Source organism: Rhizobium sp. 18065, from assembly GCF_902706095.1.
Classification (GTDB): Bacteria; Pseudomonadota; Alphaproteobacteria; order Rhizobiales; family Rhizobiaceae; genus Allorhizobium.
On sequence record NZ_CACSJP010000004.1, the window covers coordinates 22,890 to 49,039 of the forward strand.

General features: G+C 60.2%; 24 protein-coding genes, 1 pseudogene and 1 riboswitch. Of the genes and pseudogenes, 12 read left to right on the forward strand and 13 right to left on the reverse strand.

Annotated features, from left to right (window positions below):
- Window positions 1-24: 24 nt before the first annotated feature.
- From GVK95_RS11350 to GVK95_RS11380, 7 genes and pseudogenes are all read right to left on the reverse strand, one after another.
- The gene (locus tag GVK95_RS11350; RefSeq protein WP_159949593.1) at window positions 25-1,569 is read right to left on the reverse strand and encodes an ABC transporter substrate-binding protein; all 1,545 of its coding nucleotides are present in this window, start codon (window positions 1,567-1,569) and stop codon (window positions 25-27) included.
- 37 nt (window positions 1,570-1,606) lie between these two features.
- Window positions 1,607-2,482, reverse strand: a complete 876-nt coding sequence (locus tag GVK95_RS11355) for a serine hydrolase (protein ID WP_159949595.1) — start codon at window positions 2,480-2,482, stop codon at window positions 1,607-1,609.
- 2 nt (window positions 2,483-2,484) lie between these two features.
- The gene (locus GVK95_RS11360) at window positions 2,485-4,113 is read right to left on the reverse strand and encodes an ABC transporter ATP-binding protein (protein WP_159949597.1); all 1,629 of its coding nucleotides are present in this window, start codon (window positions 4,111-4,113) and stop codon (window positions 2,485-2,487) included.
- Window positions 4,110-4,928, reverse strand: a complete 819-nt coding sequence (locus tag GVK95_RS11365) for an ABC transporter permease (RefSeq protein WP_159949599.1) — start codon at window positions 4,926-4,928, stop codon at window positions 4,110-4,112. Before GVK95_RS11365 ends, GVK95_RS11360 begins: the two co-directional genes overlap by 4 nt.
- A complete protein-coding gene (locus GVK95_RS11370) occupies window positions 4,925-5,869 on the reverse strand; it encodes an ABC transporter permease (RefSeq protein WP_159949601.1) in 945 nt (314 codons plus the stop codon). Before GVK95_RS11370 ends, GVK95_RS11365 begins: the two co-directional genes overlap by 4 nt.
- 178 nt (window positions 5,870-6,047) lie before the next feature.
- The gene (locus GVK95_RS11375; RefSeq protein WP_159950262.1) at window positions 6,048-6,953 is read right to left on the reverse strand and encodes a LysR family transcriptional regulator; all 906 of its coding nucleotides are present in this window, start codon (window positions 6,951-6,953) and stop codon (window positions 6,048-6,050) included.
- Window positions 6,954-7,008: 55 nt separating this feature from the next.
- Window positions 7,009-7,955: pseudogene (locus GVK95_RS11380) on the reverse strand (LysR family transcriptional regulator).
- A 71-nt stretch (window positions 7,956-8,026) separates the two neighbouring features.
- Between GVK95_RS11380 and GVK95_RS11385 the strand changes: the two are divergent.
- Together GVK95_RS11385 and GVK95_RS11390 are read left to right on the forward strand one after the other, a co-directional pair.
- Complete coding sequence (locus GVK95_RS11385) at window positions 8,027-9,448, forward strand: MmgE/PrpD family protein (RefSeq protein ID WP_159949605.1); 1,422 nt, start codon at window positions 8,027-8,029, stop codon at window positions 9,446-9,448.
- 138 nt (window positions 9,449-9,586) lie between these two features.
- A complete protein-coding gene (locus GVK95_RS11390) occupies window positions 9,587-10,210 on the forward strand; it encodes a pyridoxamine 5'-phosphate oxidase family protein (RefSeq protein ID WP_159949607.1) in 624 nt (207 codons plus the stop codon).
- Window positions 10,211-10,335: 125 nt separating this feature from the next.
- On the opposite strand, the gene GVK95_RS11395 is transcribed toward GVK95_RS11390, so the two are convergent.
- The 5 genes from GVK95_RS11395 to thiC are packed head-to-tail and all read right to left on the reverse strand — an operon-like array spanning window position 10,336 to window position 14,808.
- Entirely contained in the window at window positions 10,336-10,959 is a 624-nt protein-coding gene (locus tag GVK95_RS11395) for a thiamine phosphate synthase (protein ID WP_159949609.1), read from the reverse strand.
- On the reverse strand, window positions 10,956-11,732 hold the full coding sequence (locus tag GVK95_RS11400) for a thiazole synthase (protein ID WP_159949611.1): 777 nt from the start codon (window positions 11,730-11,732) through the stop codon (window positions 10,956-10,958). The genes GVK95_RS11395 and GVK95_RS11400 overlap by 4 nt, the downstream gene beginning before the upstream one ends.
- A 1-nt stretch (window position 11,733) precedes the next feature.
- Complete coding sequence (gene thiS, locus GVK95_RS11405; RefSeq protein WP_159949613.1) at window positions 11,734-11,931, reverse strand: sulfur carrier protein ThiS; 198 nt, start codon at window positions 11,929-11,931, stop codon at window positions 11,734-11,736.
- On the reverse strand, window positions 11,928-12,974 hold the full coding sequence (thiO, locus tag GVK95_RS11410; RefSeq protein WP_159949615.1) for a glycine oxidase ThiO: 1,047 nt from the start codon (window positions 12,972-12,974) through the stop codon (window positions 11,928-11,930). Before thiO ends, thiS begins: the two co-directional genes overlap by 4 nt.
- Before the next feature lies 1 nt (window position 12,975).
- Window positions 12,976-14,808 carry a phosphomethylpyrimidine synthase ThiC gene (gene thiC, locus GVK95_RS11415; RefSeq protein WP_159949617.1) on the reverse strand — a complete coding sequence of 611 codons (1,833 nt, stop codon included), beginning with the start codon at window positions 14,806-14,808 and terminating at the stop codon, window positions 12,976-12,978.
- A gap of 93 nt (window positions 14,809-14,901) precedes the next feature.
- Window positions 14,902-15,025, reverse strand: a riboswitch (TPP riboswitch).
- Window positions 15,026-15,167: 142 nt separating this feature from the next.
- On the opposite strand from thiC, the gene GVK95_RS11420 reads away from it, so the two are divergent.
- The 10 genes from GVK95_RS11420 (at window position 15,168) to GVK95_RS11465 (ending at window position 25,049) form a co-directional block, all read left to right on the forward strand.
- Entirely contained in the window at window positions 15,168-16,316 is a 1,149-nt protein-coding gene (locus tag GVK95_RS11420; RefSeq protein ID WP_159949638.1) for an HPP family protein, read from the forward strand.
- Between the two features lie 122 nt (window positions 16,317-16,438).
- Entirely contained in the window at window positions 16,439-17,185 is a 747-nt protein-coding gene (locus tag GVK95_RS11425; protein WP_159949640.1) for a FadR/GntR family transcriptional regulator, read from the forward strand.
- 36 nt (window positions 17,186-17,221) lie between these two features.
- Window positions 17,222-18,196: a sialic acid TRAP transporter substrate-binding protein SiaP gene (locus tag GVK95_RS11430; protein WP_159949642.1), complete on the forward strand. Its 975-nt coding sequence runs from the start codon at window positions 17,222-17,224 to the stop codon at window positions 18,194-18,196.
- A 61-nt stretch (window positions 18,197-18,257) separates the two neighbouring features.
- A complete protein-coding gene (locus tag GVK95_RS11435) occupies window positions 18,258-18,830 on the forward strand; it encodes a TRAP transporter small permease (protein ID WP_159949644.1) in 573 nt (190 codons plus the stop codon).
- 3 nt (window positions 18,831-18,833) lie between these two features.
- Entirely contained in the window at window positions 18,834-20,240 is a 1,407-nt protein-coding gene (locus GVK95_RS11440; protein ID WP_159949646.1) for a TRAP transporter large permease, read from the forward strand.
- A gap of 13 nt (window positions 20,241-20,253) precedes the next feature.
- Window positions 20,254-21,297 carry an L-idonate 5-dehydrogenase gene (locus tag GVK95_RS11445; protein WP_159950265.1) on the forward strand — a complete coding sequence of 348 codons (1,044 nt, stop codon included), beginning with the start codon at window positions 20,254-20,256 and terminating at the stop codon, window positions 21,295-21,297.
- Window positions 21,298-21,308: 11 nt separating this feature from the next.
- Window positions 21,309-22,505, forward strand: coding sequence for a mannonate dehydratase (gene uxuA, locus GVK95_RS11450; protein WP_159949649.1), 1,197 nt, complete (start codon window positions 21,309-21,311; stop codon window positions 22,503-22,505).
- 2 nt (window positions 22,506-22,507) lie between these two features.
- Entirely contained in the window at window positions 22,508-23,917 is a 1,410-nt protein-coding gene (locus GVK95_RS11455) for a mannitol dehydrogenase family protein (RefSeq protein WP_159949651.1), read from the forward strand.
- Between the two features lie 222 nt (window positions 23,918-24,139).
- Entirely contained in the window at window positions 24,140-24,616 is a 477-nt protein-coding gene (locus GVK95_RS11460) for a chemotaxis protein CheW (protein ID WP_113142433.1), read from the forward strand.
- Between the two features lie 223 nt (window positions 24,617-24,839).
- Window positions 24,840-25,049: a hypothetical protein gene (locus tag GVK95_RS11465; protein ID WP_159949653.1), complete on the forward strand. Its 210-nt coding sequence runs from the start codon at window positions 24,840-24,842 to the stop codon at window positions 25,047-25,049.
- A gap of 11 nt (window positions 25,050-25,060) precedes the next feature.
- Here the strand turns inward: GVK95_RS11465 and GVK95_RS11470 are convergent, their stop codons facing one another.
- Window positions 25,061-26,149 carry an alginate lyase family protein gene (locus GVK95_RS11470; RefSeq protein WP_159949655.1) on the reverse strand — a complete coding sequence of 363 codons (1,089 nt, stop codon included), beginning with the start codon at window positions 26,147-26,149 and terminating at the stop codon, window positions 25,061-25,063.
- Between the last annotated feature and the right edge of the window lies 1 nt (window position 26,150).

Sequence of the window (26,150 nt, forward strand, 5' to 3'; positions counted from 1 at the left end):
ATGGACGCGCCACCCGGCTTCACTTTACTTGTCGAGCGAAACTTCCCAGAGGCGGGCATTCGACTGCCAGACCGGCTGGCCCTTGAGTGCCTTGGTCGCGCCCCAGACGTCGATCATGTCGTAGAGGAAGATGCCGGGCATTTCCTGGAGCATCAGTTCGTGGAATTCGTCGAAGATCGCCTGACGCTTGGTCGTGTCGATTTCCGCATAGGCCGCCTTCATCAGTTCGACGGCCTTCGGATTGTCCCACATCAGCGAGGCATTCTTGTCCTTGTCGCCGACATAGAAGCTGTACATCAGCGCAGGATCGAGGCGCGGTGCCACGGACTGCGAGATGATCTGGTAATTGCCGGAGCGGCGGCGGTCGACCTGGGTCGCATAATCGAGCACCTCGATCTGCACGTTCAGGCCGATCTGCTGCAGCATTGCCTGGGCAATGACGGCGGCCGGGAAGCTCGGCACATTACCGCGCTTGTTGGCGATGATGCTGATCGGTTCGCCCTTGTAGCCGGAGTCAGCCAGTTCCTTCTTGGCGGCTTCCAGATCATAAGGCAGGCGCTTCTGCTGGGTTTCGCTGAAATACACCGAGTCCGAGGCAACCATCGAGCCGTTTGCCTTGCCGGTGCCGTTCGATGCTGCGGCGACCAGTTCGTCGAGATCGAGTGCCATGGCCATGGCGCGGCGCACGCCGGGCTTGCCCATGATCGGATCGCGGGTCTGGATATAGAACAGGTTCTTGCCGTTGTTCTGCGAGATGATGACCTGCGCGGTTTCGCTCTTTTCGAATTCAGGGATCAGGTCGGGCGAGATTTCGGCCGTATCCAGAACGCCGGACTGCAGTCCGGCCTTCACCGTCGAAGCATCCGGAATGACCATGAACTTGATGCCGTCGACCAGCGGCCGCTTCGAGCCGACCATGCCATCAGGCGTGCCGTCATTGGTCGGGGATACGTAACCGTCGAACTTGGCGAGATGGATATATTCACCCTTCTTCCATTCGTCCCACTGGAACGGACCGGTACCGATCGGCTTGTCGAACGCGCCGTCGGCAGCCACGGATTCAGGCGAGATCATGCCGGTATAGCCGCATTCCGGCCGCGACATCAGTCCGAGGAAAACCGCCGACGGCTTGTCGAGCGTCATTTCGACGGTCGTGGCATCGGTTGCCTTGATGCCTGTCACCTTCAGGGTGGCGCTGCCATCGAAATCCTTCAGGCAGGTCCATTTGGTCGCGGGGTCGAGATAGCGGTTCCAGTTCCAGACGACGTCTTCGGCGGTCAGGGTCTTGCCGTTGTGGAATTTCACGTCAGGGCGCAGCTTGAACGTATAGGTCAGGCCATCGGCCGACATGTCGACGGACTGGGCCAGAAGCGGCTTGACCTCGCCATTGTTGGCATAGCCGACAAGGCCTTCGACGATGTGCAGGATGACGCCATCGGTATTGCCGTCGCGGTTGACGCCGGGATTGTTGCTGCGCAGATCGGAGCTCTGGGCGATGACGATATCACGGGCGGTGGAAACACCGGCAAGCGACATCAGGATCGTTCCGGCCAGGAGAATGGTCTTCATGTTCTACCCTCTTTTTTGTTGAAGTTTGTCTGTGTGTTCAGGCTTGGAATTCGTCCCAGCAGGCGCGTGACAGCCTGCCGATGGTTTCGAGAGACATCGTGTAGCCCGGCGTGCCGTCGGGCATTTCCTGCGGCACCTGATCGGTGAAGGCAGCGATGATGTAGAAGGGTTTTCCGTCGCGGTAGACGATGCCGGCATTCATCCGGCCGCGTTTGCCCGTGCCGCCCTTGTGGGCGACGACGGTGCCGAATGGCAGCCGCGACGGAATGGCATAACGCAGGATCTGGTTCTTCAGGGTCTGCAGCGCATAGGCGCAGAGTTCCTGCGACGTACCGAGCTTGGCCGCCGCATCCGGCGAGGTCTGGGCATCCAGGATCGCCTGCAGCAGGAACAACTGGTCGCGTGCCGTGGTGGTGGTGACGGATTTCAATGTGTGATCCGGCGACAGCGCCAATGGCGGGATGAGGAAACGGTGATGCGTATCGCTCATGCCGATCGACTTGCAGTAGCTGTCGACCTCTTCCAGCGTCAGCCGCTCGAACACCATCTTGGTGCAGACATTGTCGCTCAGCACCATCATGCCGGTGATGGCATCGCGCAGCGAAATGATGATGCCGGGCGTCATGTAGCGGAACATGCCGCTGGCGACCTCTTCGGCGAAGCGGGCCTCGTAGGTGATCTGCTCGTCGAGGTCGAGGCGGCCATCATGCACGGCCTTCAGCGCTGCCATCATGATCGACGTCTTGCGCGTGCTGGCCGAAGGTGTCTCCTCGTCGGCACCACGGTCGTATGTCTCGCCGGTCAGCAGGTTGCGGATGCTGAAGCGCGTCGTGAACCTCTGCGCGTCGCAGACGGCGTTGAGGCGTTCGGCCGAGGTTCCGGCCGCTGTGTTCGATGTCGTGCTGTTGGTCATTGTCAGTTCTCCAGGCGCCATTTCAGTTTGACGCCGCCGGTCTCGTTGAGATCGAGTGCGGGGATGGCCGAGAGCAGGCGCCGGGTATAGGCCTCCTTCGGGGTGTCGAAGATCGTGTCGCGATCGCCCTGTTCGATGATCCGGCCGTCCTGCATGACGACGACGCGGTCGGCCACCTGCTCGACGACGCCGAGATCGTGACTGATGAACAGGCAGGAAAAGCCGTAGCGTTTCTGCAGATCGGAAAAGAGCGTCAGCACCTGCGCGCGCACGGTCACATCAAGTGCCGAGACCGGTTCGTCGGCGATCAGGAAGCGCGGCCGGCGGGCGATGGCGCGAGCGATTGCCACGCGCTGTCGCTGGCCACCGGAAAGCTCATGCGGATAACGCAGCGCATAATCCGGCCCGAGACCGACTTCCTCCAGCGTCTCGTAGGCGCGCTTCTTCTTGGCGGCGCGATCAATGCCGGGCACCAGCCGAAGGGCTTCCTCGACAAGCGCCAGAATGGTCATGCGCGGATCGAGCGAGGAATAGGGATCCTGAAAGACCATCTGGCAGTTGAGCCGGTAATCCTGCCAGTCGGCGTCGCGCTTGCGTCCCTGAAACAGGATCTGGCCCTCGGTCTCGTTGACCAGTCCGGCAATGGTCCGGCCCAGTGTCGTCTTGCCCGATCCCGAACCGCCGACCAGCGCCACGACTTCACCCTCGTGGATATCGATCGAGACGCCGTGCAGGGCGCGTTTGGGTGTGCCCTTCTTCAGCAGCGACTTGCGGCCGGGATAATCGACGACGATGTCGCGGGCCGATACCATCGGCGCCGACGTGGTGTCGATGGTGCGAACCTCGCCACGGATCGGCAGGGATGACAGCAGCTTGCGGGTATAGGCATGCTGCGGCGTCTCGAGGATCTGCTCGGTGGTGCCGGCCTCGACGATCGCGCCCTTTTCCATGACCACGATACGGCTGGTATAACGCGCCACCATCGGCAGGTCGTGGCTGATCAGCAGAACGGCGGTGCCTTCCGCCTTGGTCAGTTCGACCATCAGTTCCATCACGTCGCGCTGGATGACCGCGTCGAGCGCCGTTGTCGGCTCGTCGGCAATCAGCAGGGCGGGTTTCAGCAGCATGACTGAGGCCAGCATGATGCGCTGACGCATGCCGCCGGAAAACTCATGCGGATAGGCGCTCAATGCCCGTTCCGGCTCGCGAATGCCGACCCGCTCCAGCATGGCGAGGATCTTTGTGCCGCGTTCCGCCGGCGTGTCACTGGTATGAAGGGTCAGACCCTCTTCCAGCTGGCGGCCGATGGTCATCGACGGGTTGAGCGACGTCATCGGCTCCTGGAACACCAGGCCGATTTCGGCACCACGCATCCGGCGCAGATCCGCTTCGCTCATCGAGGTGATGTCGCGGCCCTTGTAGATGACCTGGCCTGCGACCTTGCGAATGGCCGGCGGCAGAAGCGAGATCAGTGCACGGGTGGCAAGAGACTTGCCGGAACCGCTTTCGCCGACGATGCCGAAGATTTCACCCGCCTCAAGGTCGAAGCTGACATCCTTGACCACTTCGACACCGCGATGCGCGACCTCGAGCGTCAGATTGCGCAGGCTGAGAAGTTTTTCCTGTGTCATTTCAGACCTCGCATGCGGGGATCGAGTTTGTCGCGCAGTGCATCGCCGAGCAGGTTGATACCAAGCAGGGTGAGGGCGATGCAGAGACCGGGGAAAAGCCCGAGCCACACGGCCTGTTCGATGAAGGGGCGGCCAGCGGCCAGCATATTGCCCCAGGTGGGAGCCGGTGGCGGAACGCCCAGACCGAGGAAGCTGAGGGCGCTTTCCGACAGGATCGCCCAGCCGAACATCGAGGTGGAGAGCACAGTGATCGGCGCCAGGCAATTCGGCAGGATATGCCGCAGCATGGTGTAGATCTCGCTATTGCCCATGATCTTCGAGGCTTCGATGAATTCGCGTTCGCGCAGCGACAGAACCGCACCGCGGACGACACGCGCCATCGACGGCGTATAGGCGATGCCGAGTGCGAAGATGATGCCATACTGGTTGGCGCCGAATACCGCGAGCAGGCCGAGGGCCAGGAGGATGCCGGGAAAGGCCAGCAGCGCATTGTTGATCGCCATGATCACGCCATCGATCCAGCCGCGGGCATAACCGCTGATCATGCCGATCAGGGTTCCAACGATGGCGGCGAAGCCGACGGTCAGGCAGCCGATCCAGACGCTGGCGCGCGCGCCGATCATCAGGCGGCTGGCGACATCGCGGCCGAATTCGTCGGTGCCGAGCCAATGGGCGGCGCTGGGGGCTGCAAGCCTTGCGGTGAAGCTCAGCTTCATCGGGTCGTAGGGCGTCCAGAACAGGCCGATGGCGGCGACGATCAGCAGGATGGCAACGAGCACGCCGCCGATCAGGCCATTGAGGGTAAAATGTTTCATTCGGCCACCACACGCGGATCGAAGAGGGGATAAAGAAGATCGACGATCAGGTTGACGACCACATAGGAGAGCGCGACGAACAGCAGACATCCCTGGATGACCGGGTAGTCGCGCTGGAAGATGCTGTCGACCATCAGGCGGCCGAGGCCGGGAATGGTGAACACCGTCTCGATGACGGCGATACCGCCGAGCAGATTGCCGAGGATCAGGCCGATCATCGTCCAGGTCGGACCGAAGGCATTCTTGAATGCGTGCTTCCAGAGAACGGCGCTTTCCGACAGGCCCTTGGCCCTTGCATGGGTGATGTAGTCCAGGCGCAGAACTTCGAGCGTCGAGGCCCGCGCCATGCGGATCAGAACACCAGCCTCATGGATCACCAGCGTCATGATCGGCAGGACCAGATAGAGCAGGCCGCCGACCAGGTTGTCGCTGATCGAGACATAGCCGAGCACCGGCAACCAGCCGAGCTTCAGGCCGAAGAAGAGCAGCAGCAACAGGCCGAGCCAGAAGGTCGGGATCGACAGCAGAACCGTGGCCGTGCCGACCAGCGCCAGATCGGTGATGCTGTTCTGCCGCCAGGCGGCGATCACGCCGGCCGGAACCGCGATCAGGCTGGCGAGGATCACCGCAATGATGACGATTTCGGCCGACACCATGAAGCGCGAGACGACCAGTGGCAGTATTTCCTCGTCATTGACGATCGAGCGGCCGAAATCGCCGGTCAGAACATTGCCGCTCCAGACGAGGAACTGCTCCGGCATGGATTTGTCGAGGCCGAGTTCGGTGCGCATCTCGGCGACCTGCTCGGGCGTCGCCATGTCGCCAAGCATGAGGGCAGCCGGGTCACCCGGAATGAAGCGGATCAGCGCAAAGACCGTGATCGAGACGATCACGACGGTCGGCAGCGCCATCAGCAGACGGTTGAGTATGAATCTAATCATCGGTTCCCCTGAACGCGATTGTCGGGGCCGGATCTCGAAGTCACCGGCTGCTTATGCGGCGACTATGAGCGATGAGAGTTTTTTGTGCAATATTATGCAGTTTCATCATAGTCTTATGCAGATCGTGCTCGCCGCCAGGTGATGCTGGATGCCTGTGTTAGCATTCATGCTTTTGTTTCTATTCGACTTTCTGCGATCTTTCGATCTGACGCTTCAACGCGGCCATCAAGGCTTTTGCAGCAAGTGACGATGGAGCTGCCGCAGGCTTTGCCAGGCCGAAATCCTGTGTCGTGACCGGAACGAACGGTCGCTGCACGATCGGCAGGTGACGATAGAGATTGGCAAAGAAGCTGCTGAGGATAGCAATGCCGAGCCCATGCGCAACATAGGCGCAGGCCGAGCTGTTGGTATGTGTCTCGATCTTTACATTCTGCTTCACGCCGGCGCGCTGGAACGTCTGGTCGAGCAACATGCGGGTCGGCCGCTGCCGGCCGATATGGATCAGTGGCAGGCCGCGCAGGTCTTTCGGAGCAATTTCGGGAAGGGCGGCGAGCGGGTGATTTTCGGGCAGTACGCAGACACTGGTGCCGGTTGCCACCTTCTCCATTTCGACACCCGGCCCGATCTGTCCTTCGTAGCGCAGGAAGCCGAAATCGATCACCTGCTGTTCGATCAGCTGGGCGATCACTGATGTTGTTTCGAAAAATGTCTCGATGCGCACTGTGGGAAATTCCCGCGCATAATCGACCAGCATGGCCGGTGCAAAATTCTCCCACATGCTGTTCGGCAGACCTATGCGCACCACTTCCGGACCAGCAGCACCGCTACGCAGATCCTCGGCCAGCCCGGAGAACCGGCTCAGCCCGAGCAGAATGTTTTCCGCATCGCGCGCCAGAATGCTCGCTTCCGGTGTTGCAATGAGCCGCCCCTTGTCGCGGTCGAACAGCGTCAGCGACAGATCGGATTCGAGCTGCTGCAGCAGACGGCTGACGCCGGACTGGCTGAGCCCCATGCTTTTGGCCGTGGCGATGGTCGAGCCGGTTGCAAGCAGGGTCTTCAACACTTCGAGCTGTTTGAAATTGATCATCGGAGGGCGCGGTCCTGTGGCCAGTCGTGGCGTAGAAACAGTATGTTGCCTCTCATGTCCACTCCGCCAGATAGCGCAAAATGGGGCCCGCGGATTTCGGTAGCGGCACACGGTCGGAACTGACAATTGCATAATCGACGCCCAGGACCGGTTCGAGCGGCAGGAAGGCCAGCGGCATCGTCCGGTATTCCAGCGCGAGCAATTCGCTGACGATGGCGATACCCAGGCCCTCTGCCGCCAACGCGCAGGCGCAGCCGACCGAATGTGCCTCTATCGACGGTCGCTGGCGCAGCCCCTGCTGGTAGAACAGCGCTTCCAGTTCATGCCGGACCGGCCGTTCACGGTTCAACAGGATCAAATCCTGCGCTTTCAGGTCGGGCACTGTCAGTCTCGGTTTTCCAGCCAATGAATGGTCGCGGTGCATGACGCAGATATTGCTCGACGACAGCCGGTGCTCCTCCCGTAGTCCAGGTGTTGGCGACGGCAGGCGGGTGAAGCCGAGATCCGCATGACCGTCCGCGACCATGCGCTCGATCGCCACGTAGTTGCCGGAGGCGACCTCGATGCGGACAGGCCCGTTCTCGGCAAGGAAGCGCTTGATCAGGCGGGGCACCAAAGTCACAGAGAGGCTGGCCGGGAAGGCGAGGCGCAAAGGGATCTCAAGAGATCGACCATTCTCGAGTTCCAGTGCCGTTACTTTCAGCGCAGTCAGGCGGTCGGAGATCGCCCGGATTTCCGGACCGAGCTGCAGGCCTTCGCGGGTGGCCGAAAGCCGGTTCTTGTCGCGGTCGAACAGGCGTACGCCAAGATAGAGTTCCAGCTGGTGCAGCAGGCGGCTGGCGTTGGATTGGGAAATGCCCAGATCGGCAGCTGCCGCAATGGTCGAGCCGGTGGCGGCGATCGCGTCATAGGCGTGGATGTGCTTGACGCTGATCGTGATCTCGTTGCCCTGCGTCATTCTTTCTCCCAAAAACGAATAGAATCACCCGCAAACTGCATAAGATTGAACGACAGGTCTGAGCCTTACATTATTGCAGCCAGTCTCAAAGACATTGCAAGGGTATTGGTGAATGGCAACAGTATTGGAAAGAATCGCGACACAGGTGTTTTCGAGAACGGCCTTTTCGGGTCTCGCCACAACTCGCGCTCAGCAGGCCATCGTCGATACGATCGGCTGCATGGTGGCAGGAGCCTTTGATCCGACGCCTCAATCTGTCGCGAAGGCCTTTCTCAACGAAATCGGACCAAACGGGGTCTCGATGGTGTTCACCGGTGGGCGTGCATCGCCCTCTATCGCAGCTTTGGTCAATGGAACTGCGGCACATTGCCTGGATTTCGATGATAACTTCCATCCCGCCCGCGCCCATGCATCGGCGGTGCTGGTGCCAGCATTGCTGGCTATCGCATCGGCTGACGATGCCATATCCGGTCATCAGCTTGTCCGGGCCTATCTTGCGGGCCTCGAAGCGCAGGCCGCGGTCGGTTTCGGCGTCAACCCGTCCCATTACAATAAGGGTTGGCATGCGACTTCGACGGTCGGTTGCATCGGAGCGGCAGCTGGCGTGGCAGTTCTGCTTGGCCTTGATGAAGTAGCCGTCGCGCAGGCCATGAGTATCGCGACCAGTTTTGCCGCCGGTCCGAAGGGCCAGTTTGGAACACCCGTGAAGCCACTGCATGCTGGCATGGCAGCGCGCAATGCGGTCGACGCGGCGTATCTTGCGCGCGCGGGGATAACCGGCAAACTGGACATCCTGGAGGGCCCACAGGGCTTCCTCGGTCTGTTTGGTGGCGCGGAACAAGCGGGATGGAGTGCGCTCTCCTGGGACGAGAGCCATATTATAGAAACGCGGGGATTGGTGACCAAACTCCATCCTTGTTGCGCCTCTACGCATCGTGTGATCGACGCTGCCCGCGACTTGCAAAAGGAGCATGGCTTCGTGCTCGATGATGTGCGACGCATCGATACGAAGGTGGGTCGGTCCGCCGTCGACAATCTTGCTTATCCAGATCCCGCGGATGAAATGCAGGCACGGTTCTCGATGCAATATTGTCTTGCCGCTGCTCTTCTTCAAGGTGGACTTTCTCTTGCGGATTTCACGCGAGAGGCGATCTTCCGACCGCAGATCCGTCGCCAGATGCCGAAGATTTTTATGAGCGCCTTCAGCGTAGAGGAAGAGCGCGGCGCAGAACGCATTGCGCACCAGGTTTCTGTGACTCTGCTTGACGGGCGAACGGTACGGACCGAGCGGCTCCATGCCAACGGTGCCATTGCGATGCCTCTTACCGACGCTGAACGCCAGTCAAAATTTTTGGATTGTCTGCGCTGGGCCGGTGTGGAGGACGACGGTATCGAGGGAACTCTGGCGGATATCGGATGTGTCACTTCCGTCAGGGAGAGGCTAGGGTCCCTGGAAGATTTATTGCGAGCACACCAGAGCCCGCTGAGCTTGGCCAGTTCAACAGACCGGTGCCCTCAAATTATGATGCGGTGATGGAACGTTAGCAGCGTGCGCAGCAGGCCGCACGAGATGCTGGCTGAGAGTATTTGCGGCATGGCCTCGGATGCTTGGAGCATGATATGACACTGCAGCCAGCAGAGTTGTGTCCTAAACGGTGTAGGGAGAAAATCAGTGCCATACCATTTTCTGGAGGTGGCTGTGACCCCGAGCGTTCGGGCAGCGCAGGCCGAAATGGGCGCCGACCAGATCTGGCTGGGGGACCACGATCGTCCCTCCGATCGCTTCACGGAAAACGAGGTCGCCTTTATCGAGCAGCGTGACAGCTTCTACATCGCCTCCGTTTCCGAAACGGGTTGGCCCTATGTCCAGCACCGTGGCGGTGCGCCCGGTTTCCTCAAGGTCATTGATGACCAGACTCTGGCCTTTGCGGATTATCGCGGCAACCGCCAATACATCAGCACGGGCAATTTCGAGGAAAATGATCGCGCCTGCCTGTTTCTGATGGACTATCCGCGCCGGGCTCGTCTCAAGATGTACGGGCATGTCGAACGGCTGGCGCTCGATACAGACCCGGCGCTGACAGAGCGTGTTCAGGATTCTGGCTACAAGGCAAAAATCGAACGGATCTTCAAAATCCGTCTCGAAGCCTATGACTGGAACTGCCCGCAGCATATCACGCCCCGCTATACACAGCAGGAGGTCGAGCAGGCAGTCGATCCGCTGCGGCAACGGTTGGCTCAGTTGGAAGCGGAAAATGCGATGTTGCGCTCACGGCTGGAGGGCAATGAAAAATGACGGATGCATCGCGACCACTCCCGGCTCCATGATGTGCGGCGGCTTCTGTTGTCCACGAGGCCTAAGGTCTCCGTGGGACGGCCATAGTCATTTTGCCGATTTCAACCGATCGTTCCTCACTATCATCAATCCGGTCCGTTAATCTGCCGAATGGCCGAGGTCTGCTCGATCCATCGCTTCGTTTGCGCTTCCGGATCCTGGTTTTGCGCGATGTCGGTCACAACGGCGGCGATATCCGCGCCGTTTGCAAACACACCCGAAAGCCGATCAACGCGTAAGCCGCCGATCGCCACAAGTGGCAAGGCGCCGATCCTGCTTTTCCACAGGGCAAGTTTTTCCAGACCTTGCGCTGGCCAGTTCATCTTTTTCAATGTCGTCGGATAGATCGGGCCGAGTGCGACATAGTCGGGGGCAAGGGCAAGGGCTGTCTCCAGTTCCGCCTCGTCATGGGTCGAAATGCCGATTTTCAGGTTGGCCTTGCGGATCGCGTTGATGTCTGCGTCGGCCAGATCCTCTTGGCCGAGATGGATGAAATCGCATCCTTCGTCGATGGCAGTCTGCCAATAATCGTTGATGATCAGCTGGCAGCCATGCCGCACGCAGATTTGCCTGGCGCGGCGGACATGATCGCGTAGCTTGGGCGGATCGATATTTTTCATGCGCAACTGCACGAGTTTCACGCCGCAGGGCACCAGCCTTTCGATCCAGTCGGCGCTGTCGACAATCAGATAGAATGGGTCAAGTTTCATGCAAATACTCCCTTGCCGATCACCGGGGTTGAGGGAACGGCCATGTCGCGGGGCTCCAGCATGCCCGCCTGATAAGCTTTGTGCCCGGCAGCAATCGCCTCCGCGAAGGCTTGTGCCATCATCGGGGGATCAAGAGCGCCGGCGACCGCTGAGTTCAGAAGCACGGCGTCATAGCCAAGCTCCATGACGATTGTCGCATGGGATGGTCTGCCGATGCCGGCATCGACGATCAGCGGTATATCGGGAAACTCCGCCCGCATGGCTCGCAATGCGGTCTGATTTTGCGGCCCCATGGCGCTGCCGATCGGTGCGCACCAGGGCATCAGGACCTTGCAGCCGGCCTCCAGCAGCTTTTCCCCGACGACCAGGTCGTCGGTCGTATAGGGAAAGACGTGGAAACCTTCCTGGCTCAGGATGCGTGCAGCTTCAACCAGGCAAAAGACATCGGGCTGCAAAGTGTCCTGGTGGCCGATGACCTCCAGCTTGATCCAGTTGGTGGCGAAGATTTCACGCGCCATTCTTGCTGTCAGGACGGCTTCCGATGCGCTATGGCAGCCGGCGGTGTTGGGCAGGACATGCACGCCGAGATCCTTGACCAGCTGGAAGAATGCGCCGCCCGCCTTGCCGCCGGCGGTTTCGCGACGAAGCGATACGGTGAGGATGTCGGTGCCGGATCGGCGGATTGCTTCGGCAAGAATTGCCGGTGACGGATAGCGCGCCGTGCCGAGCAACAGGCGCGATGAGACCTCAATGTCGTAGAGCGTTAGGGTCATGTCATCCTCCCTGCATCGGCGAAAGGATCTCGATCCGGTCGCCTTGCGTGAGTTGGTGTCGAGAGCGGTCCTCGCGATGGACAAGGTCGCCATTGACGGCGGTTGCCAGCCAGTCGCCTTCGTATTCAAGTGCCGTCAGCAGTTCCGCAAGTGTTGCGGCCGTACAGTCCTTCGGCTCGCCATTGACGGTCAGCCTCATGCGAATTTCCTTTCACGATTGGTGTGCCGTTGCTCAAGCCGATCGGCGACTTCCTGCGCCATCGCCGGCGCCAGCAGAAAGCCGTGACGATACATGCCGGCAACGGCCAGACCCTCCGGCGTCTCGACTACGCGGGGGACGTTGTCGACAAGGGCGGGACGGATGCCTGTGCCTGTTTCGGTGACACGCGCCTCGCCGAATGCAGGGTGCACGGCAAAAGCCATGTTGAGCAGTTCCATCAAAGATCGGACCGCTATCGGACCACTGTCTGCGGCCTCGATCATCGTTGCTCCAAGCATGAACAGATCGTTCCCCCGTGGCACGACGTAGAGAGGATGGCGCGGATGGAGGAGGCGGACTGGCCGCGAAAGGGTGATATCCGGAGTGTGCAGATAGAGCATCTCGCCGCGCACGCCACGCAGACCAGGCAAGGCGCCAATGGCTGCCGCGCCGGTGCAGTCGATGATGCAATTGCCGGCATTGCCGTGGCCGCCATCCCCAGTGCCAGTGCCAGCGCCAGTGCCGGTTCCATGGAGGGCGGATGGCGTCATCGTTTTGTCGCAAGAGAGACGGAACACGGTGCCACGTTTTTCCAGGTCCTCATACAGTCGCCGCATTGCGCGGCGGGGATCCAGATGCGCCTCGTCGGCAAAGAACAGGCCCTTGTGGAAACGTCCCGCCAGGTCCGGCTCCAGGGCGGCGATGGCTTCGGCATCCACCCATTCATAGCCCTGCGTGCGCGTTGCAAAACGGCTGAGCTCGGGCATGTCTCTCGGCTGGGCAAGGACGAGTGTGCCCTTGCTGATCACGTCTGCGGGCATTTTTTTGCGCCACCAATCCAGACCCCGGAGCCCAATCTGCAAGACTAGATCCGGCGCGGCTTCCCGTTCGCAATATGGCGCCAGCATGCCGCCGGCGAAGTGGGACGCGCCATGGCCAACTGCACCGGCGCGTTCGTGCACTTCGACCGAAAAGCCACGGTTCACCAGTTCATGGGCGGTGACGAGGCCGGCAATGCCGGCCCCTCTTATGACAAGGGTCATTTTACTCGCCCGCCTTTGGCTGGGTTGTCTCGCCCAATGGCATGTAGAGCTGGCCACCCTGGCGAAATTTTTCCGCCATCGCGGCCAGGCCTTCCTTCTGCGCTTCCGCGCGGATGTCGTGCGAGATCCGCATCGAACAGAATTTGGGGCCGCACATCGAGCAGAAATGCGCGACCTTGTGCGCCTCCTTCGGAAGCGTCTCGTCATGGAAGGACCGCGCCGTATCCGGATCGAGCGAGAGGTTGAACTGGTCCTCCCAGCGAAACTCGAAACGGGCGCGCGACAGGGCGTCGTCTCGAACCTGCGCCGCCGGATGACCCTTGGCGAGATCGGCGGCATGGGCCGCGATCTTGTAGGTGATGACGCCGACTTTCACATCGTTGCGGTCGGGCAGACCGAGATGTTCCTTCGGCGTGACGTAGCAAAGCATGGCCGTGCCGAACCAGCCGATCATGGCGGCGCCAATGCCGGACGTGATGTGGTCATAGCCGGGAGCGATATCGGTGGTCAGCGGCCCGAGGGTATAGAAGGGGGCCTCGCCGCAGACCTTCAACTGCTTGTCCATGTTTTCCTTGATCTTGTGCATCGGCACGTGGCCGGGCCCTTCGATCATGACCTGGCAATCCTTGGCCCAGGCGATCTGGGTCAGTTCCCCCAGCGTCTCCAGTTCGGCAAACTGCGCGGCATCATTGGCGTCGGCGATCGAGCCGGGACGGAGCCCGTCGCCGAGGGAGAATGACACGTCGTAGGTGCGGCAGATGTCGCAGATTTCGGCGAAATGCTCGTAGAGGAAGCTCTCGCGGTGATGATGCAGACACCACTTGGCCATGATCGAGCCGCCGCGGCTGACGATGCCGGTGACGCGGTTGACGGTCAGCGGGATGTAAGCGAGCCGGACGCCGGCATGGATGGTGAAATAATCAACACCCTGTTCAGCCTGTTCGATCAGCGTGTCGCGGTAGACGTCCCAGGTCAGGTCCTCGGCAATGCCGCCGACCTTTTCCAGCGCCTGGTAGAGGGGGACCGTGCCGATCGGCACTGGCGAATTGCGGATGATCCAGTCGCGGATGTTGTGAATGTTGCGGCCGGTGGACAGGTCCATGACCGTGTCGGCGCCCCAACGGATCGCCCATACCATTTTTTCGACCTCCTCCGCCATCGAGGAGGTGACGGCGGAATTACCGATATTGGCGTTGATCTTGACGAGGAAATTGCGGCCGATGATCATCGGCTCCAGTTCCGGATGGTTGATATTGGCCGGGATGATCGCGCGGCCGGCAGCGACTTCCATGCGGACGAATTCCGGCGTGACATAGTCGGGGATATGCGCCCCGAAACTTTCGCCGTCACGAGCCATTGTCTCGCTTACTGCCTTGCGGCCGAGGTTTTCGCGTATCGCGATGAATTCCATTTCCGGTGTGATGATCCCGGCCCGGGCGTAGGCGAGCTGGGTGACCGCTTTGCCGTCTGCTGCGCGCAAGGGCGGGTGGCGCACGGGAAACTCCGGCGTCAACCGGTCGCCGGAGACGAAGCCGTTGTCTTCCGGCTTGATATGACGACCTGTATAGATTTCAACGTCTGAGCGGCCTGCAATCCAGGCAGTGCGGTTGCGGGGAAGGCCTTTGTCGATCGCGATCGTCGTCGCCTGATCGGTATAGGGGCCGGAGCTGTCATAGAGGTTGACGGGCGGCTCGCCCGAGGTCGGATGAAGCGCTATCTGGCGCATCGGGACGCGAATATCCGGGTGGACTTCGCCTTGCAGATGGATTTTTGTCGAGGCCGGAAGTGGTCCGGTTGTGACTTCGGGTTTGGCAAAATTTTGGGCAATGTTCATCGTGAGGCTCCAAGTTTGATGTTGGAGACCCAGTCATGTCAGCCGGAAAGATGGATAGACGCCTGCCACGCCCATTCAGAATGGACTCGTGGCATTGCAGCGCTCGCACCGTCCCTACGCCAGTATGAACTGGATCAGGTTCAACGGGTCACTGCGCTGCTTTCGAAAAAGCTCAGCAGACTCTCAGCCCCTTGACGGGACCCCCCTGGTGAATGCGCTCAGGTTAAGAGGACAAGGCTTGCTACGTCAAGTGCCGATCCGCAAGTGTGGGGTCAATGTCGGCGTGCCTTTGGCGGTGACGGTGGGGATATGTCTGTGCTAAGCGCGCAGCGGTTCCTCTCGTTTGTCCCGGGCACGTCATGACGCAACAGCATCACTGGTTCTTCCGATTGATCCCCGAAGCCGCGACCGTCAGCTACCGGGAGCGGGGGCGGGCGGTTGCCGGCGCTTTGATCGGCATCCTGGTGACCGGTCTCTTCGGCCATTTGTTCGCCGACGGAAATCCAGGTCTGCCGGCGCTGATCGCGCCGATGGGGGCCTCTGCCGTGCTGTTGTTCGCCGTGCCATCCAGTCCCTTGGCCCAGCCCTGGTCGATCATGGGTGGCAATGTCGTGTCAGCACTGATCGGGGTCACGGTCGTCAAGCTTGTGGCGGATCCATATCTTGCCTCGGCCTTGGCCGTCGGCCTGGCGATCGCCGCCATGATGGCGCTGCGCTGCCTACATCCACCGAGCGGCGCCATTGCCCTGACGGCGGTCCTCGGCGGTCCGCTCGTGCATGCCATTGGTTACGAATTTGTCGTCTGGCCGGTGGCGGGGAACTCGCTTCTCTTGCTGTTGCTCGCGCTTGCATTCAACAATCTGACCGGCCGCCGCTATCCGCATATGCCGAAGCCGACGGTGTCCGAACACGGTACGTCTGATCCGCCGCCGGCCGAGCGCATCGGCTTTACTCGCGCCGATCTCGACGCGGTGCTGCGGGAATACGACGAATTTCTCGATATCGATCGGGACGATCTCGAAAATATCATTCGGCGCACGGAACTCCGCTCCTACCAGCGGCGCAGCGGCGATACCGTCTGTGCGCAGGTGATGTCGCGCGACGTTATTGCCGTTGCACCTGATGCCTCCTTGCAGGAGGCTTTGACGCTGTTGCGCCGTCACCACATCAAGGCTTTGCCGGTGACCGACGACAATGCCCGAGTCATCGGCATAGTCACGCAGACGGATCTGCTCGACAAGGCCGAATGGAGCAAGGGGCGGCCGGTCATCGGCTTTCGCCGGCGATTGCGTCTTGCGCTTTCCGGTGCGTCCGCACCAAACGGCACGGTGCGCGATATCATGACAACGCCGGTCCGTACGGTTCTTCCCCAATCTCCGGTATCGGCGGCAATTGTCACTTTTGCCGAGGAGGGACTGCACTATCTGCCGGTGATCAATGGCGGAAACCGTCTGGTCGGAATCATTTCGCAAACGGATGTCCTGGTGGCCATGCTGGCCGACAAATAGGCCGTTGCTGATTTGTGCGGACACTGGACTGGAATGCGATTGACAGCTCTCGGGTCGCGGGTGTACGACTGACCAAATTGGTATGACCACTTGGCCACCTGTCCAGAAGGACGCAGCAGACCATGATTTTTTCTGCCGTGGAATCGCGCCGCCTGTATCGGCAGGTGGCGGACCAGATGCGAGGCCTGATCGAACGCGGCGAATTGCCGGCCGGATCCAGGCTGCCGGCGGAGCGTGATCTGGCGCAAAAGCTCGGCGTCTCGCGCCCGACCATTCGCGAGGCATTGATCGTGCTGGAAGTCGAGGGTTTCATCGATATCCGCATGGGCTCCGGCATCTATGTGACGGCACGCAAGGTGCCGGCTGCCGATTTGCCGCCGGAGGATTTCGAAGGGCCGTTCGAATTGCTGCGCGCGCGGGCCGTGGTCGAATGTGCAGTGGCGGAGGAAGCCGCAAGGCTGGCCAAGCCCGAGCATATTCTGGTGCTCGACGACAATCTCGCCCAGATGGCAGCATCTCTCGATGACCGTCGCCTCGCTTTGGCTCTTGATCGCGATTTCCACGTGATCGTTTCGGGTATCATCGCGAATGCCACACTGAACCGTTTCGTCGGCAGCATTCACGATATGCGCATGACACCGTATTTCGAGAAACTCGCCAGCTATTTCGAAAATAGCGATACCTGGCGGGCCGCGATGGAAGAGCATCGTGCCATTCGGGATGCGATTGCAGCCGGTGATCCTGTCGAAGCCCGGGCCGCCATGCGCGCCCATCTTGATCAATCACAGCTTCGCCTGTCGGAAAGTTTCGAGGAGGAAACGACCGACGGTTCGATACCGGCCGCATGGAGGCGTGCCGGCGGCATCTAGCCGATCCACTGACTTTCAACCTGGGAGGAGAATGAAATGAAGTTCAGACTGAAAATGCTATTGGGCGCGACCGCCGCCGTTCTGGCCACTGCTTTCACCGCACATGCGGAAACCGTGCTGAAGTGGGCGCATGTCTACGAGACGTCGGAACCGTTCCACACCGAATCCGTCTGGGCGGCCGAGGAGATCGGCAAGCGCACCGAAGGACGCTACAAGATCGATGTCTTCCCGGCATCACAGCTCGGCAAGGAAGCCGACCTCAACCAGGGCCTGAAACTCGGCACGGTCGATATCATCATTTCGGGTTCGAGCTTTGCGGCGCGCGAATATGCACCGATCGGCGTGACCTATTATCCCTATACGTTCCGCGATCCGGCACATCTGATCGCCTATACCAAGAGTGATGTGTTCAAGCGTCTCGCCCAGGGCTACGAAGAGGCGTCCGGCAACCACATTGTTGCCGTTACCTATTACGGAACACGCCACACCACCTCGAACAAGCCGATTGCCAAATGCGCCGACATGGCCGGCCTGAAGATCCGCGTGCCGGACGTGCCTGCCTATCTCGCCATGCCGCGTTCCTGCGGTGCGAACACCACGCCGATCGCGTTTGCCGAGGTCTATCTTGCCTTGCAGAACGGCACGGTCGAAGCGCAGGAAAACCCGCTGACCACGATTGAAGCGAAGAAGTTCTACGAAGTTCAGAAGCACATCGTGCTCACCGGCCACATCGTCGATCATCTCAACACGCTGATTTCGAAGAGCCTCTGGGCGCAGCTTTCGGATGCCGACAAGCAGATCTTCACCGAGGTGATGCAGCAGGCGGCCGAACGCAGCACCAATATCATTGCCGAGCGCGAGCAGGCGTTGGTGGCGACGTTCAAGGAACGTGGGATCGATGTTGCTGAAGTCGACAAGTCCGACTTCGAAAAGACCGTGATGGAAAAAGCGGCCATGGAAGACTTCGGCTATGTCAAAGCCGACTGGGAGGCGATCCGCGCCGTCAAGTGATCCGTGTGCCGGCTCTTCCAAGGATGAGCCGGCATCTCTTCCTCTTTCGCGGATGTCTGTCATGTCAAAAGAAATCCATACGCCGATTACAGCGGAGGAACTTGCTCATTCCTTCGATGAAGCTGCGCCCGATATCGATATCTCGCATTACGCTATCGAAGACTGGGTCACGCTTGCCATTTTCTGGCTCATGGCGGGGTGCGTCTTCCTGCAATTCTTCACCCGCTACGTGCTCAACAATTCCTACGCCTGGACGGAAGAAATTGCGATCAATTGCCTGATCGCCGTGGTCTTTCTCGGGGCAGTGATGTGTGTGCGTGTGTCGCGCCATATCCAGGTGGACGTGCTCTATCATTACGTTCCGGTGAAGGTGGCACGAGCGCTTGCGATCTTTGTCGATCTCGTGCGGATCGGTTTCTTTGTCTACGCCTGTTGGCTGATGTGGCGCTACGTGTCGATTGTCGCCGGCGAGCGCATGGTCACCGTCAACCTGCCGCGTAACATCGTTTTCTACAGCGTGATGGCCGGCTTCGTGCTGATGTTGTTCCGCTCCATCCAGGTATTCATCGCCAATCAGCGGCGCGGGTATTCCGTGCTCGAGCGGCCGGAAGAATTTCAGAAGATCGAGGATTGATCCATGCTTCTGCTCGTTGGTTCCTTTCTTGTCCTGATGGTCGTCGGCGTGCCGGTTTCCATCTCCATGGCTGTCGCCTCCGTCCTCTATCTCGTCTTTTATAACGTCGCGCCCGATATCATCGCCGCGCAGCGGATGATTGCCGGCGTCGAGAGCTTTCCGCTGCTCGCCGTCCCCTTCTTCATCCTCGCCGGAAACCTGATGAATTCCGCAGGGGTCACCGGCCGCATCTACTCCTTCGCAGTCGCGCTTGTCGGCTGGATGAAAGGCGGCCTGGCGCAGGTCAATATCATTGGTTCGGTGATCTTCTCCGGTATGTCGGGGACAGCTCTGGCCGATGCCGCCGGCATTGGCACGATCGAGATCAAGGCGATGAAGGATCATGGCTATCCGGTCGAAGTCGCCGTCGGCGTCACTGCTGCGTCGGCCACCCTCGGCCCGATCTTTCCGCCGTCGCTGCCCTTCGTGATTTACGGCATGATGGCGAATGTCTCGATCGGCGCTCTGTTCATGGCCGGTATCGTTCCGGGTGTCGTGATGACGCTTTTGATGATGATCACGGTGGCGATCTTTGCCTATCGGCGGGGATGGGGTGCTGACACGCCTTTCGAGATGAAGCGGCTGCTGTCGGCCTCGATCGAGGTGATGGTGGTGCTGGCCGTGCCGCTGTCGATCTATGTGCTGATGCTTGCCGGTCTGTCGATGAACATCGCGGTGGCCGTTGCGCTCGTCGTGCTGCTGGCGGCCGACTGGTATTTCGACTTTTCGGCCGTCATGGCGCTGATGACGCCGGTAATCCTGATCGGCGGCATGACCATGGGCTGGTTCACGCCAACGGAAGCGGCGGTTGCGGCCGTACTGTGGTCGCTGTTCCTTGGCCTGGTGCGTTACCGCACGATGACGCTGAAATCGCTGTCACGAGCGACCTTCGACACGATCGAGACAACGGCATCGGTGTTGTTCATCGTGACGGCGGCTTCGATCTTCGCCTGGCTGCTCACGGTAAGCCAGGCTGCACAGATGTTGTCTGGTGCCATGCTGTCGATCACCGACAACAAGTGGGTGTTTCTCATCCTGGTCAACCTGCTGATGCTGTTTGTCGGCTGCTTCCTGGATACGATCGCCGCGATCACCATTCTGGTGCCGATCCTGCTGCCAATCGTGTTGCAGTTCGACATTGATCCGGTGCATTTCGGTCTGATCATGACCCTGAACCTGATGATCGGGCTGTTGCATCCACCGCTCGGCATGGTGCTCTTCGTGCTCTCGCGTGTCGCCAAGCTTTCGGTCGAGCGGACCACCATGGCGATCCTGCCCTGGCTCGTGCCGCTGTTCATCGCTCTCATCCTGATCACCTTTGTTCCGGCCGTAACGCTCTGGCTGCCAACAAAGCTCGGTCTGATCCGCTGAGGGAGATGGAATGATGCAAACGCGCCTTGCCCGGCTTTATGGCCAACGTGATCTCAAGGTTGAAACGGCCGATGTTGGCGAGCCGGGCGAGGGAGAGGTCCTGATCAAGATGTCGGCTGGCGGCATCTGCGGCTCCGATCTCCATTACTATCAGGATGGCGGCTTTGGCCCGGTGCGTGTTCGCGAACCGATCATTCCCGGTCATGAAGCGTCGGGATATATTGCTGCCCTTGGCAGTGGCGTTTCGGGGCTGGCAATCGGCGAACTGGTGGCGATCAATCCCAGCCAGCCTTGCGGCCACTGCCGTTTTTGCCGCGAGGGCATATCGATCCATTGCCTCAACATGCAGTTCATGGGCAGTGCAATGCGTCTTCCGCATGCTCAAGGCATGTTTCGCGACTGGATGATCGTTCCGTCGCTTCAGTGCTTCCCGGCGGGCTCCCTGGTCACAGCCGGAGAAGCCGCCTGCGCCGAGCCGCTTGCAGTTTGTCTGCATGCGGTGGCGCAGGCTGGCGATCTTTCGGGACGCACCGTCCTTGTCACCGGGGCCGGCCCGATCGGAGCGCTGGTCGTGGCGGCTGCGCGCCATGCCGGTGCTAGCGCGGTGGTGGTTACCGATCTCGCCGATGCTGCGCTTGAAAGAGCCAAGGCGATGGGTGCCACCAGAACGATCAATGTTCGCCACGATCCAGGCGCGCTTGCTCCTTACGAGGCGGACAAGGGGCAATTCGATGCGGTCTTCGAATGTTCGGCCGCGGAGCCGGCGCTCAGAACCGCAATCGCGACGGTACGGCCGCGCGGCCTGATCATACAGGTCGGCGTGACTGGCGATATAACGCTTCCGCTCAATGCATTGGTCGGCAAGGAACTTCGTCTCGTCGGATCGCAGCGTTTCGATGTGGAATTCGGCGAGGCCGTTCGCCTGATTGCCGACCGACAGATCGACGTTCGGCCGATCATTTCGCACAGCTTTCCGATCGATCAGGCGGTCGCGGCCTTTGAACAGGCGGGCGACCGGTCGGCTGCCTGCAAGGTGCAGCTCAGTTTTCTTCGCTGAAGGGGTTTCTCATGCGACATACATGGCGTTGGTTCGGACCGGTCGACCGGGTGAGTGTGCAGGATGCGGCGCAGGCCGGAGCGCTTGGTATCGTCAGCGCTCTGCATCACATTCCGACAGGGGAGGTCTGGCCGGTCGAGGAGATCGCCAAGCGCAAGGCCGAAATTGCGGCGGGCGGGCTGCAATGGGATGTGGTGGAAAGCATCCCGGTCTCCGAGAGTATCAAGACGCAGACGGGGCCGTGGCGCGAGCACATCGCCCACTGGCAGGAGAGCTTGCGGCGGGTGTCTGCGGTCGGCATCAAAACCGTCTGCTATAATTTCATGCCGGTGCTCGACTGGACCCGCACCGACCTGCGCTGGACGGCACGACACGGTGCAAAAGCCATGCGCTTCGACCGCATCGATTTTGTTGCTTTCGATATCCATCTTCTGGAGCGGCCATCGGCACCAGACGACTATGATCCGGAAACCCGTGAGCAGGCCTTGCAGCGTTTCCGCGGGATGACCGACGAACGCAAGCTCGGCCTTTCCCGCAATGTCGGCGCAGGGCTTCCCGGTTCGGCCGACGGCTACAGCCTGCCGCAGCTTCGCGCGCATCTCGCGACCTATGCCGGCATCGATCGCGACAGGCTGAAGCGACATCTCGTCGATTTTCTCGCGGAGGTCACTCCCGTTGCCGAAGAGGTCGGGATCAATATCTGCGCCCATCCGGACGATCCACCATGGGCGCTGCTAGGTCTTCCGCGCGTTCTGTCGACTGCCGACGATTACGCCGATATGTTCAAGGCGGTCGACCGTCCTGCCAGTGGCATGACTTTCTGCACAGGTTCGCTCGGGGCGCTCGCTGCCAATGACCTGCCGGCCATGGTGCGCCGGTTTGCACCCCGTATCCATTTTGTCCATCTGCGCAATGTCCGGCGCGAGGAGGATCGCACGCCCTGTTCGTTCTACGAGGATGAACATCTCGAAGGGGACACCGATATGGTCGCGGTGATTGCCGGACTTGTTGCGGAAGAAAAGCGACGCAAGGCCGAAGGTCGCCCGGATTACCAGATCCCGATGCGACCTGACCACGGGCAGGAAATCCTCGATGACCTGACGCGTGGCGCCCAGCCCGGCTATCCGGCAATCGGACGCTTGAAAGGCCTCGCCGAACTGCGCGGCATTGAGCGCGCTTTGTCACATCTCACTTACGGATTGTCCTGATCATGCTGCTGTCTTCATCTTCCGCATTGGCTGGCGAGGTTTTCACGCCGGGTTACGATCGCGCCAAGCTCAAACCCGGTATCGTCCATATTGGCTTTGGCGCCTTTCATCGGGCGCATCAGGCGGTCTACACGGACAGCGCGCTTGCAGCCTCGTTCGGCGACTGGGGTATTGTCGGCGTGAGCCTGCGCTCGTTTGAGCCGATCCGCGATTTGAAGGCACAGGATCATCTTTTTTCAGTGATTTCGCGCGATGCATCGGGGGCCGAACCGCGCGTCGTCGGCTCGGTCGTTGGCGGTATTTCGGCTGCAAACGATCGCGACGGCCTGCTGGTCCTGCTCGCCGATCCGGCAATCCGCATCGTTTCGTTGACGGTCACGGAAAAGGCCTACGGTTTCGATCCCGCATCGGGAGGGCTTGATCGTCGTCATCCAGCCATTGCCGCAGATCTTGTGACGCCTGGTGCACCCGTTGGTGTGATCGGTTTCCTGGTGGAAGGGCTTGCGCGGCGCAAGCGGGCAGGTGTGCAGCCGTTCACCGTATTGTGCTGCGACAACCTGCCGACCAATGGTCGGGTGGTCGAACGCCTGGTGCTGGAAATGGCACAGGCCCACGATCCGGCGCTTGCCGGCTGGATCGCTGCGGAAGGTGCGTTTCCTTGCACGATGGTGGACCGTATCGTTCCTGCGGCAACGGATGAAACCCGACGCCGCGCGGCCGATCTGCTCGGGGTTGAAGACAGGCTGGCACTGGATACCGAACCCTTCATGCAATGGGTGATCGAGGATCGCTTCGTTTCCGGTCGGCCTGAATGGGAGCGTGCGGGCGCTTTGTTCGTCGCCGATGTCGAGCCGTATGAGAAGATGAAACTCCGGATGCTGAACGGTCCGCATTCGATGATTGCCTACCTCGGTCAGCTCAAGGGTCTTGAATATGTCAAGGATGTCATGGCGGTGCCGGACTATGCCGAGCGCGTGCGCCGGCATATGGCAGCAGCAGCACTGACGCTGGATCCGGTGCCGGGCATCGATCTTGATAAGTACCGGGAGCAGTTAATCGAGCGGTTTTCCAACCCGACAATTGCTCACCGCACGAAACAGATTGCGATGGATGGGAGCCAGAAGCTGCCGCAGCGTATTTTTGCAGCGGCAGTCGATGACCTGGCAGCGGGGCGTGATGCAGCTGTCTTTGCCGAGGCAACAGCGCTCTGGATTGCCTACGTCATGCAGAACCCGCAGATCGAGGATCCGCGGGCTCCGGAATTGCGGCAAGCCTCCGGTGCTGTGGATCCCGCCGATCCATCCGCGAGCTTCTTTGCTCTACCCGGTTTGTTGCCACGGCGACTGGCCGAGGGTCGCGAATGGCGGGATCTCGTCAATAGTGCGCTAAATCTGGAGTTGCGAGCGGCTTAGAGGCGCCGGATTGCCATTGGCTGGGTTATTCGCCGCCGGCATTAATGGCTTATCAATGGAATTATCATTTACTAATCCTAATAGACCGATTCGTTTTGCGGTTTCTTCCGAACAAGGGATCTCTGTCACAGGCGGCGGAGACGGTGTTGGCTCGGGAGCGGACAAGCAAGCTGGCATTTTGGTTGCGGCTGCACGTCGGCAGCACCTTGGGAGGACATGCAAATGAACTTGACTTCAAACTCGAATGCCGCCGACTCGTTGGAAATCATCGCGTTTCGCCTGCACGAACAGGAGTTCTGCGTGAAGACGACGTCCATCCGCGAAATCCGTGGCTGGGCTCCTGTCACACCCATTCCGCATTCGCCCTATGAAGTGCTTGGGGTGATGAACCTGCGCGGCACCGTGATCCCGATCGTCGATCTGGCGGTAAAGCTCGGTATGCCGGCCGCACAGGCGACCGAGCGGAGTGCGGTAGTCGTGACCGAAGTCAACGGCATGACCGTCGGACTGCTGGTCGATGGCGTATCGGATATCCTCACCGTTGCCGGCAGCACGCTCCAGCCGCTTCCGGCGGCCACAGGCCCGAGTTCAGCCTTCTCGGATGGTATCATCGCGCATGACAAAAGCATGATCTGCTTCCTCAGCCTTGAGCGCATGTTCGGCGATGACGACCCTTCCGGCTGGGGCATGGCGGCTTAATCCGCCCACTTTCATTTTTCACCTGTTCCAAGTTGACGCGGTGCGCAGAGATTGCGCGCCACTGTTTGGGTTTTGTTTGCCATGTTGGCAAACATGGTGCCACCGGTCCCGCGCCATCCACAAGGAATTGCGACTTTTTTAAGTGTTCAGGGCCATTGTTGGCTTCTGGATGCTAGAAAAACACTCATCTTTGGCGCATGATATTTTCGGAGGAACGGGGAAGGTGACGCATTCTACTCATACTAATGCCGAAGATCTGATTGGCCGTCTGCAGGAGGCGCTTGCGGGCACGCATGGTCGTGATTTCTCGATCGATGCCGTGCGTTCGCTCGTCTCCATGGAAGTTGGAGAGTGGAACGACGACCGTGGCCCGCAACCGATCAAACAGGTTGCTCCGCTGATCGGCCACAAGATCCGTCTCGTTTCCGAGTAAGCCGTTCTCCTTCAGCGGATCGCTGTTATGACACAGCTTGTTCGCTTGTTTCCATACAACGCCGTGACATCGCCGCCGAGCTTGGAGTTCGACAGCGGCCGCAGGTCGGCGAACTCGCTTTCCATCTTCTTGTCATTGCTCAACGCGACATAGGGTTCGAGCCATCCGAGCGACGATGTGTTGTCCTTCAAGCCAGGCTTCACCGTCTGCTTGATGCCGGTGATTTTCTGAACGATGGTTGGATCCTTCACCCCATTGAGCGAGAAATTCGCCATGGTTGCCAGTTTCGCCAGATCGGCCCCACCCTTTCCATAGCCCGCAGAGCAAAGCCGTGCGATCGACGTGACCAGCGGCGACATGGCATGCAGCTGGTAGTGCAGTGCATATTGTTGCCGGTTCATCTCGAGAGGCAGGCTGCCATCGGTCGAGGCACCGGCAATCATTGTCCGGTTGCTGAGAATGGCCCAGTCGGTCAGCGGTTTGTCTTCGTTGAGGATGCCGACCTCGCCAACCGCAAGGCTTGCCCAGGCGCGCAGGTTGTTGCGGGCCGCCCCCTTCGTTGCGTCATTGTCGAAGAAGTCGACCGTGGCGCGAGCCCGTTCCAGCAGCCATTTCTCGATGACCCGCTGTCTGTCGGCCACACCGCTGACCTGGTTACGGCTCTCTGCATAGGCGATGGCGATGCCGCCGACACGGGAGGGGACGGAGAGTTTGGCATTGTCCGTCTTCATATCGCTGAGTGCGTTTGCCGAGGCCCATTGGTACACGGCATTGATGACGCAGCGCTGGTATTCCGTCCGGGTGGCCGCATCGGTTTCCTTGCCCGCCTTGGTCACCTGTTTGGCCAGGTTCTGAATAAACAGATCGATCGGCTTCAAAGCCTTGGTCACAGCAGCGTCGGAATCATCGTCCAGATCGGATCGGGTTTTGGAGTTGGCCTCATAGCGACTGCCGAAACCGAGGCTGATCACTGGTGTGGGTATCGAGAAGCAAGTTTCCTCTGCCGCATTCGCAATGGATGCATTGCCACCCAGTGCTATCAGTGCGAGCAGTGATACGGCGGCAATGTCGTATTTCCGTGAAGTGGTGAAATCGGTCAAA

Bases quoted from the DNA above. Each gene is read 5' to 3' on its own strand.
- GVK95_RS11400 (WP_159949611.1), bottom strand. From the start codon at position 11,732: ATGACCCTAACGCTCTACGACATTGAGGTCTCATCGCGCCTGTTGCTC.
- thiS (WP_159949613.1), bottom strand. From the start codon at position 11,931: ATGAGGCTGACCGTCAATGGCGAGCCGAAGGACTGTACGGCCGCAACA.
- GVK95_RS11435 (WP_159949644.1), top strand. From the start codon at position 18,258: ATGTCAAAAGAAATCCATACGCCGATTACAGCGGAGGAACTTGCTCAT.
- GVK95_RS11445 (WP_159950265.1), top strand. From the start codon at position 20,254: ATGCAAACGCGCCTTGCCCGGCTTTATGGCCAACGTGATCTCAAGGTT.
- uxuA (WP_159949649.1), top strand. From the start codon at position 21,309: ATGCGACATACATGGCGTTGGTTCGGACCGGTCGACCGGGTGAGTGTG.
- GVK95_RS11420 (WP_159949638.1), top strand. From the start codon at position 15,168: ATGACGCAACAGCATCACTGGTTCTTCCGATTGATCCCCGAAGCCGCG.
- GVK95_RS11440 (WP_159949646.1), top strand. From the start codon at position 18,834: ATGCTTCTGCTCGTTGGTTCCTTTCTTGTCCTGATGGTCGTCGGCGTG.
- thiC (WP_159949617.1), bottom strand. From the start codon at position 14,808: ATGAACATTGCCCAAAATTTTGCCAAACCCGAAGTCACAACCGGACCA.
- GVK95_RS11370 (WP_159949601.1), bottom strand. From the start codon at position 5,869: ATGATTAGATTCATACTCAACCGTCTGCTGATGGCGCTGCCGACCGTC.
- GVK95_RS11350 (WP_159949593.1), bottom strand. From the start codon at position 1,569: ATGAAGACCATTCTCCTGGCCGGAACGATCCTGATGTCGCTTGCCGGT.
- GVK95_RS11385 (WP_159949605.1), top strand. From the start codon at position 8,027: ATGGCAACAGTATTGGAAAGAATCGCGACACAGGTGTTTTCGAGAACG.
- GVK95_RS11395 (WP_159949609.1), bottom strand. From the start codon at position 10,959: ATGAAACTTGACCCATTCTATCTGATTGTCGACAGCGCCGACTGGATC.
- GVK95_RS11455 (WP_159949651.1), top strand. From the start codon at position 22,508: ATGCTGCTGTCTTCATCTTCCGCATTGGCTGGCGAGGTTTTCACGCCG.
- thiO (WP_159949615.1), bottom strand. From the start codon at position 12,974: ATGACCCTTGTCATAAGAGGGGCCGGCATTGCCGGCCTCGTCACCGCC.
- GVK95_RS11355 (WP_159949595.1), bottom strand. From the start codon at position 2,482: ATGACCAACAGCACGACATCGAACACAGCGGCCGGAACCTCGGCCGAA.
- GVK95_RS11365 (WP_159949599.1), bottom strand. From the start codon at position 4,928: ATGAAACATTTTACCCTCAATGGCCTGATCGGCGGCGTGCTCGTTGCC.
- GVK95_RS11360 (WP_159949597.1), bottom strand. From the start codon at position 4,113: ATGACACAGGAAAAACTTCTCAGCCTGCGCAATCTGACGCTCGAGGTC.
- GVK95_RS11425 (WP_159949640.1), top strand. From the start codon at position 16,439: ATGATTTTTTCTGCCGTGGAATCGCGCCGCCTGTATCGGCAGGTGGCG.
- GVK95_RS11430 (WP_159949642.1), top strand. From the start codon at position 17,222: ATGAAGTTCAGACTGAAAATGCTATTGGGCGCGACCGCCGCCGTTCTG.
- GVK95_RS11460 (WP_113142433.1), top strand. From the start codon at position 24,140: ATGAACTTGACTTCAAACTCGAATGCCGCCGACTCGTTGGAAATCATC.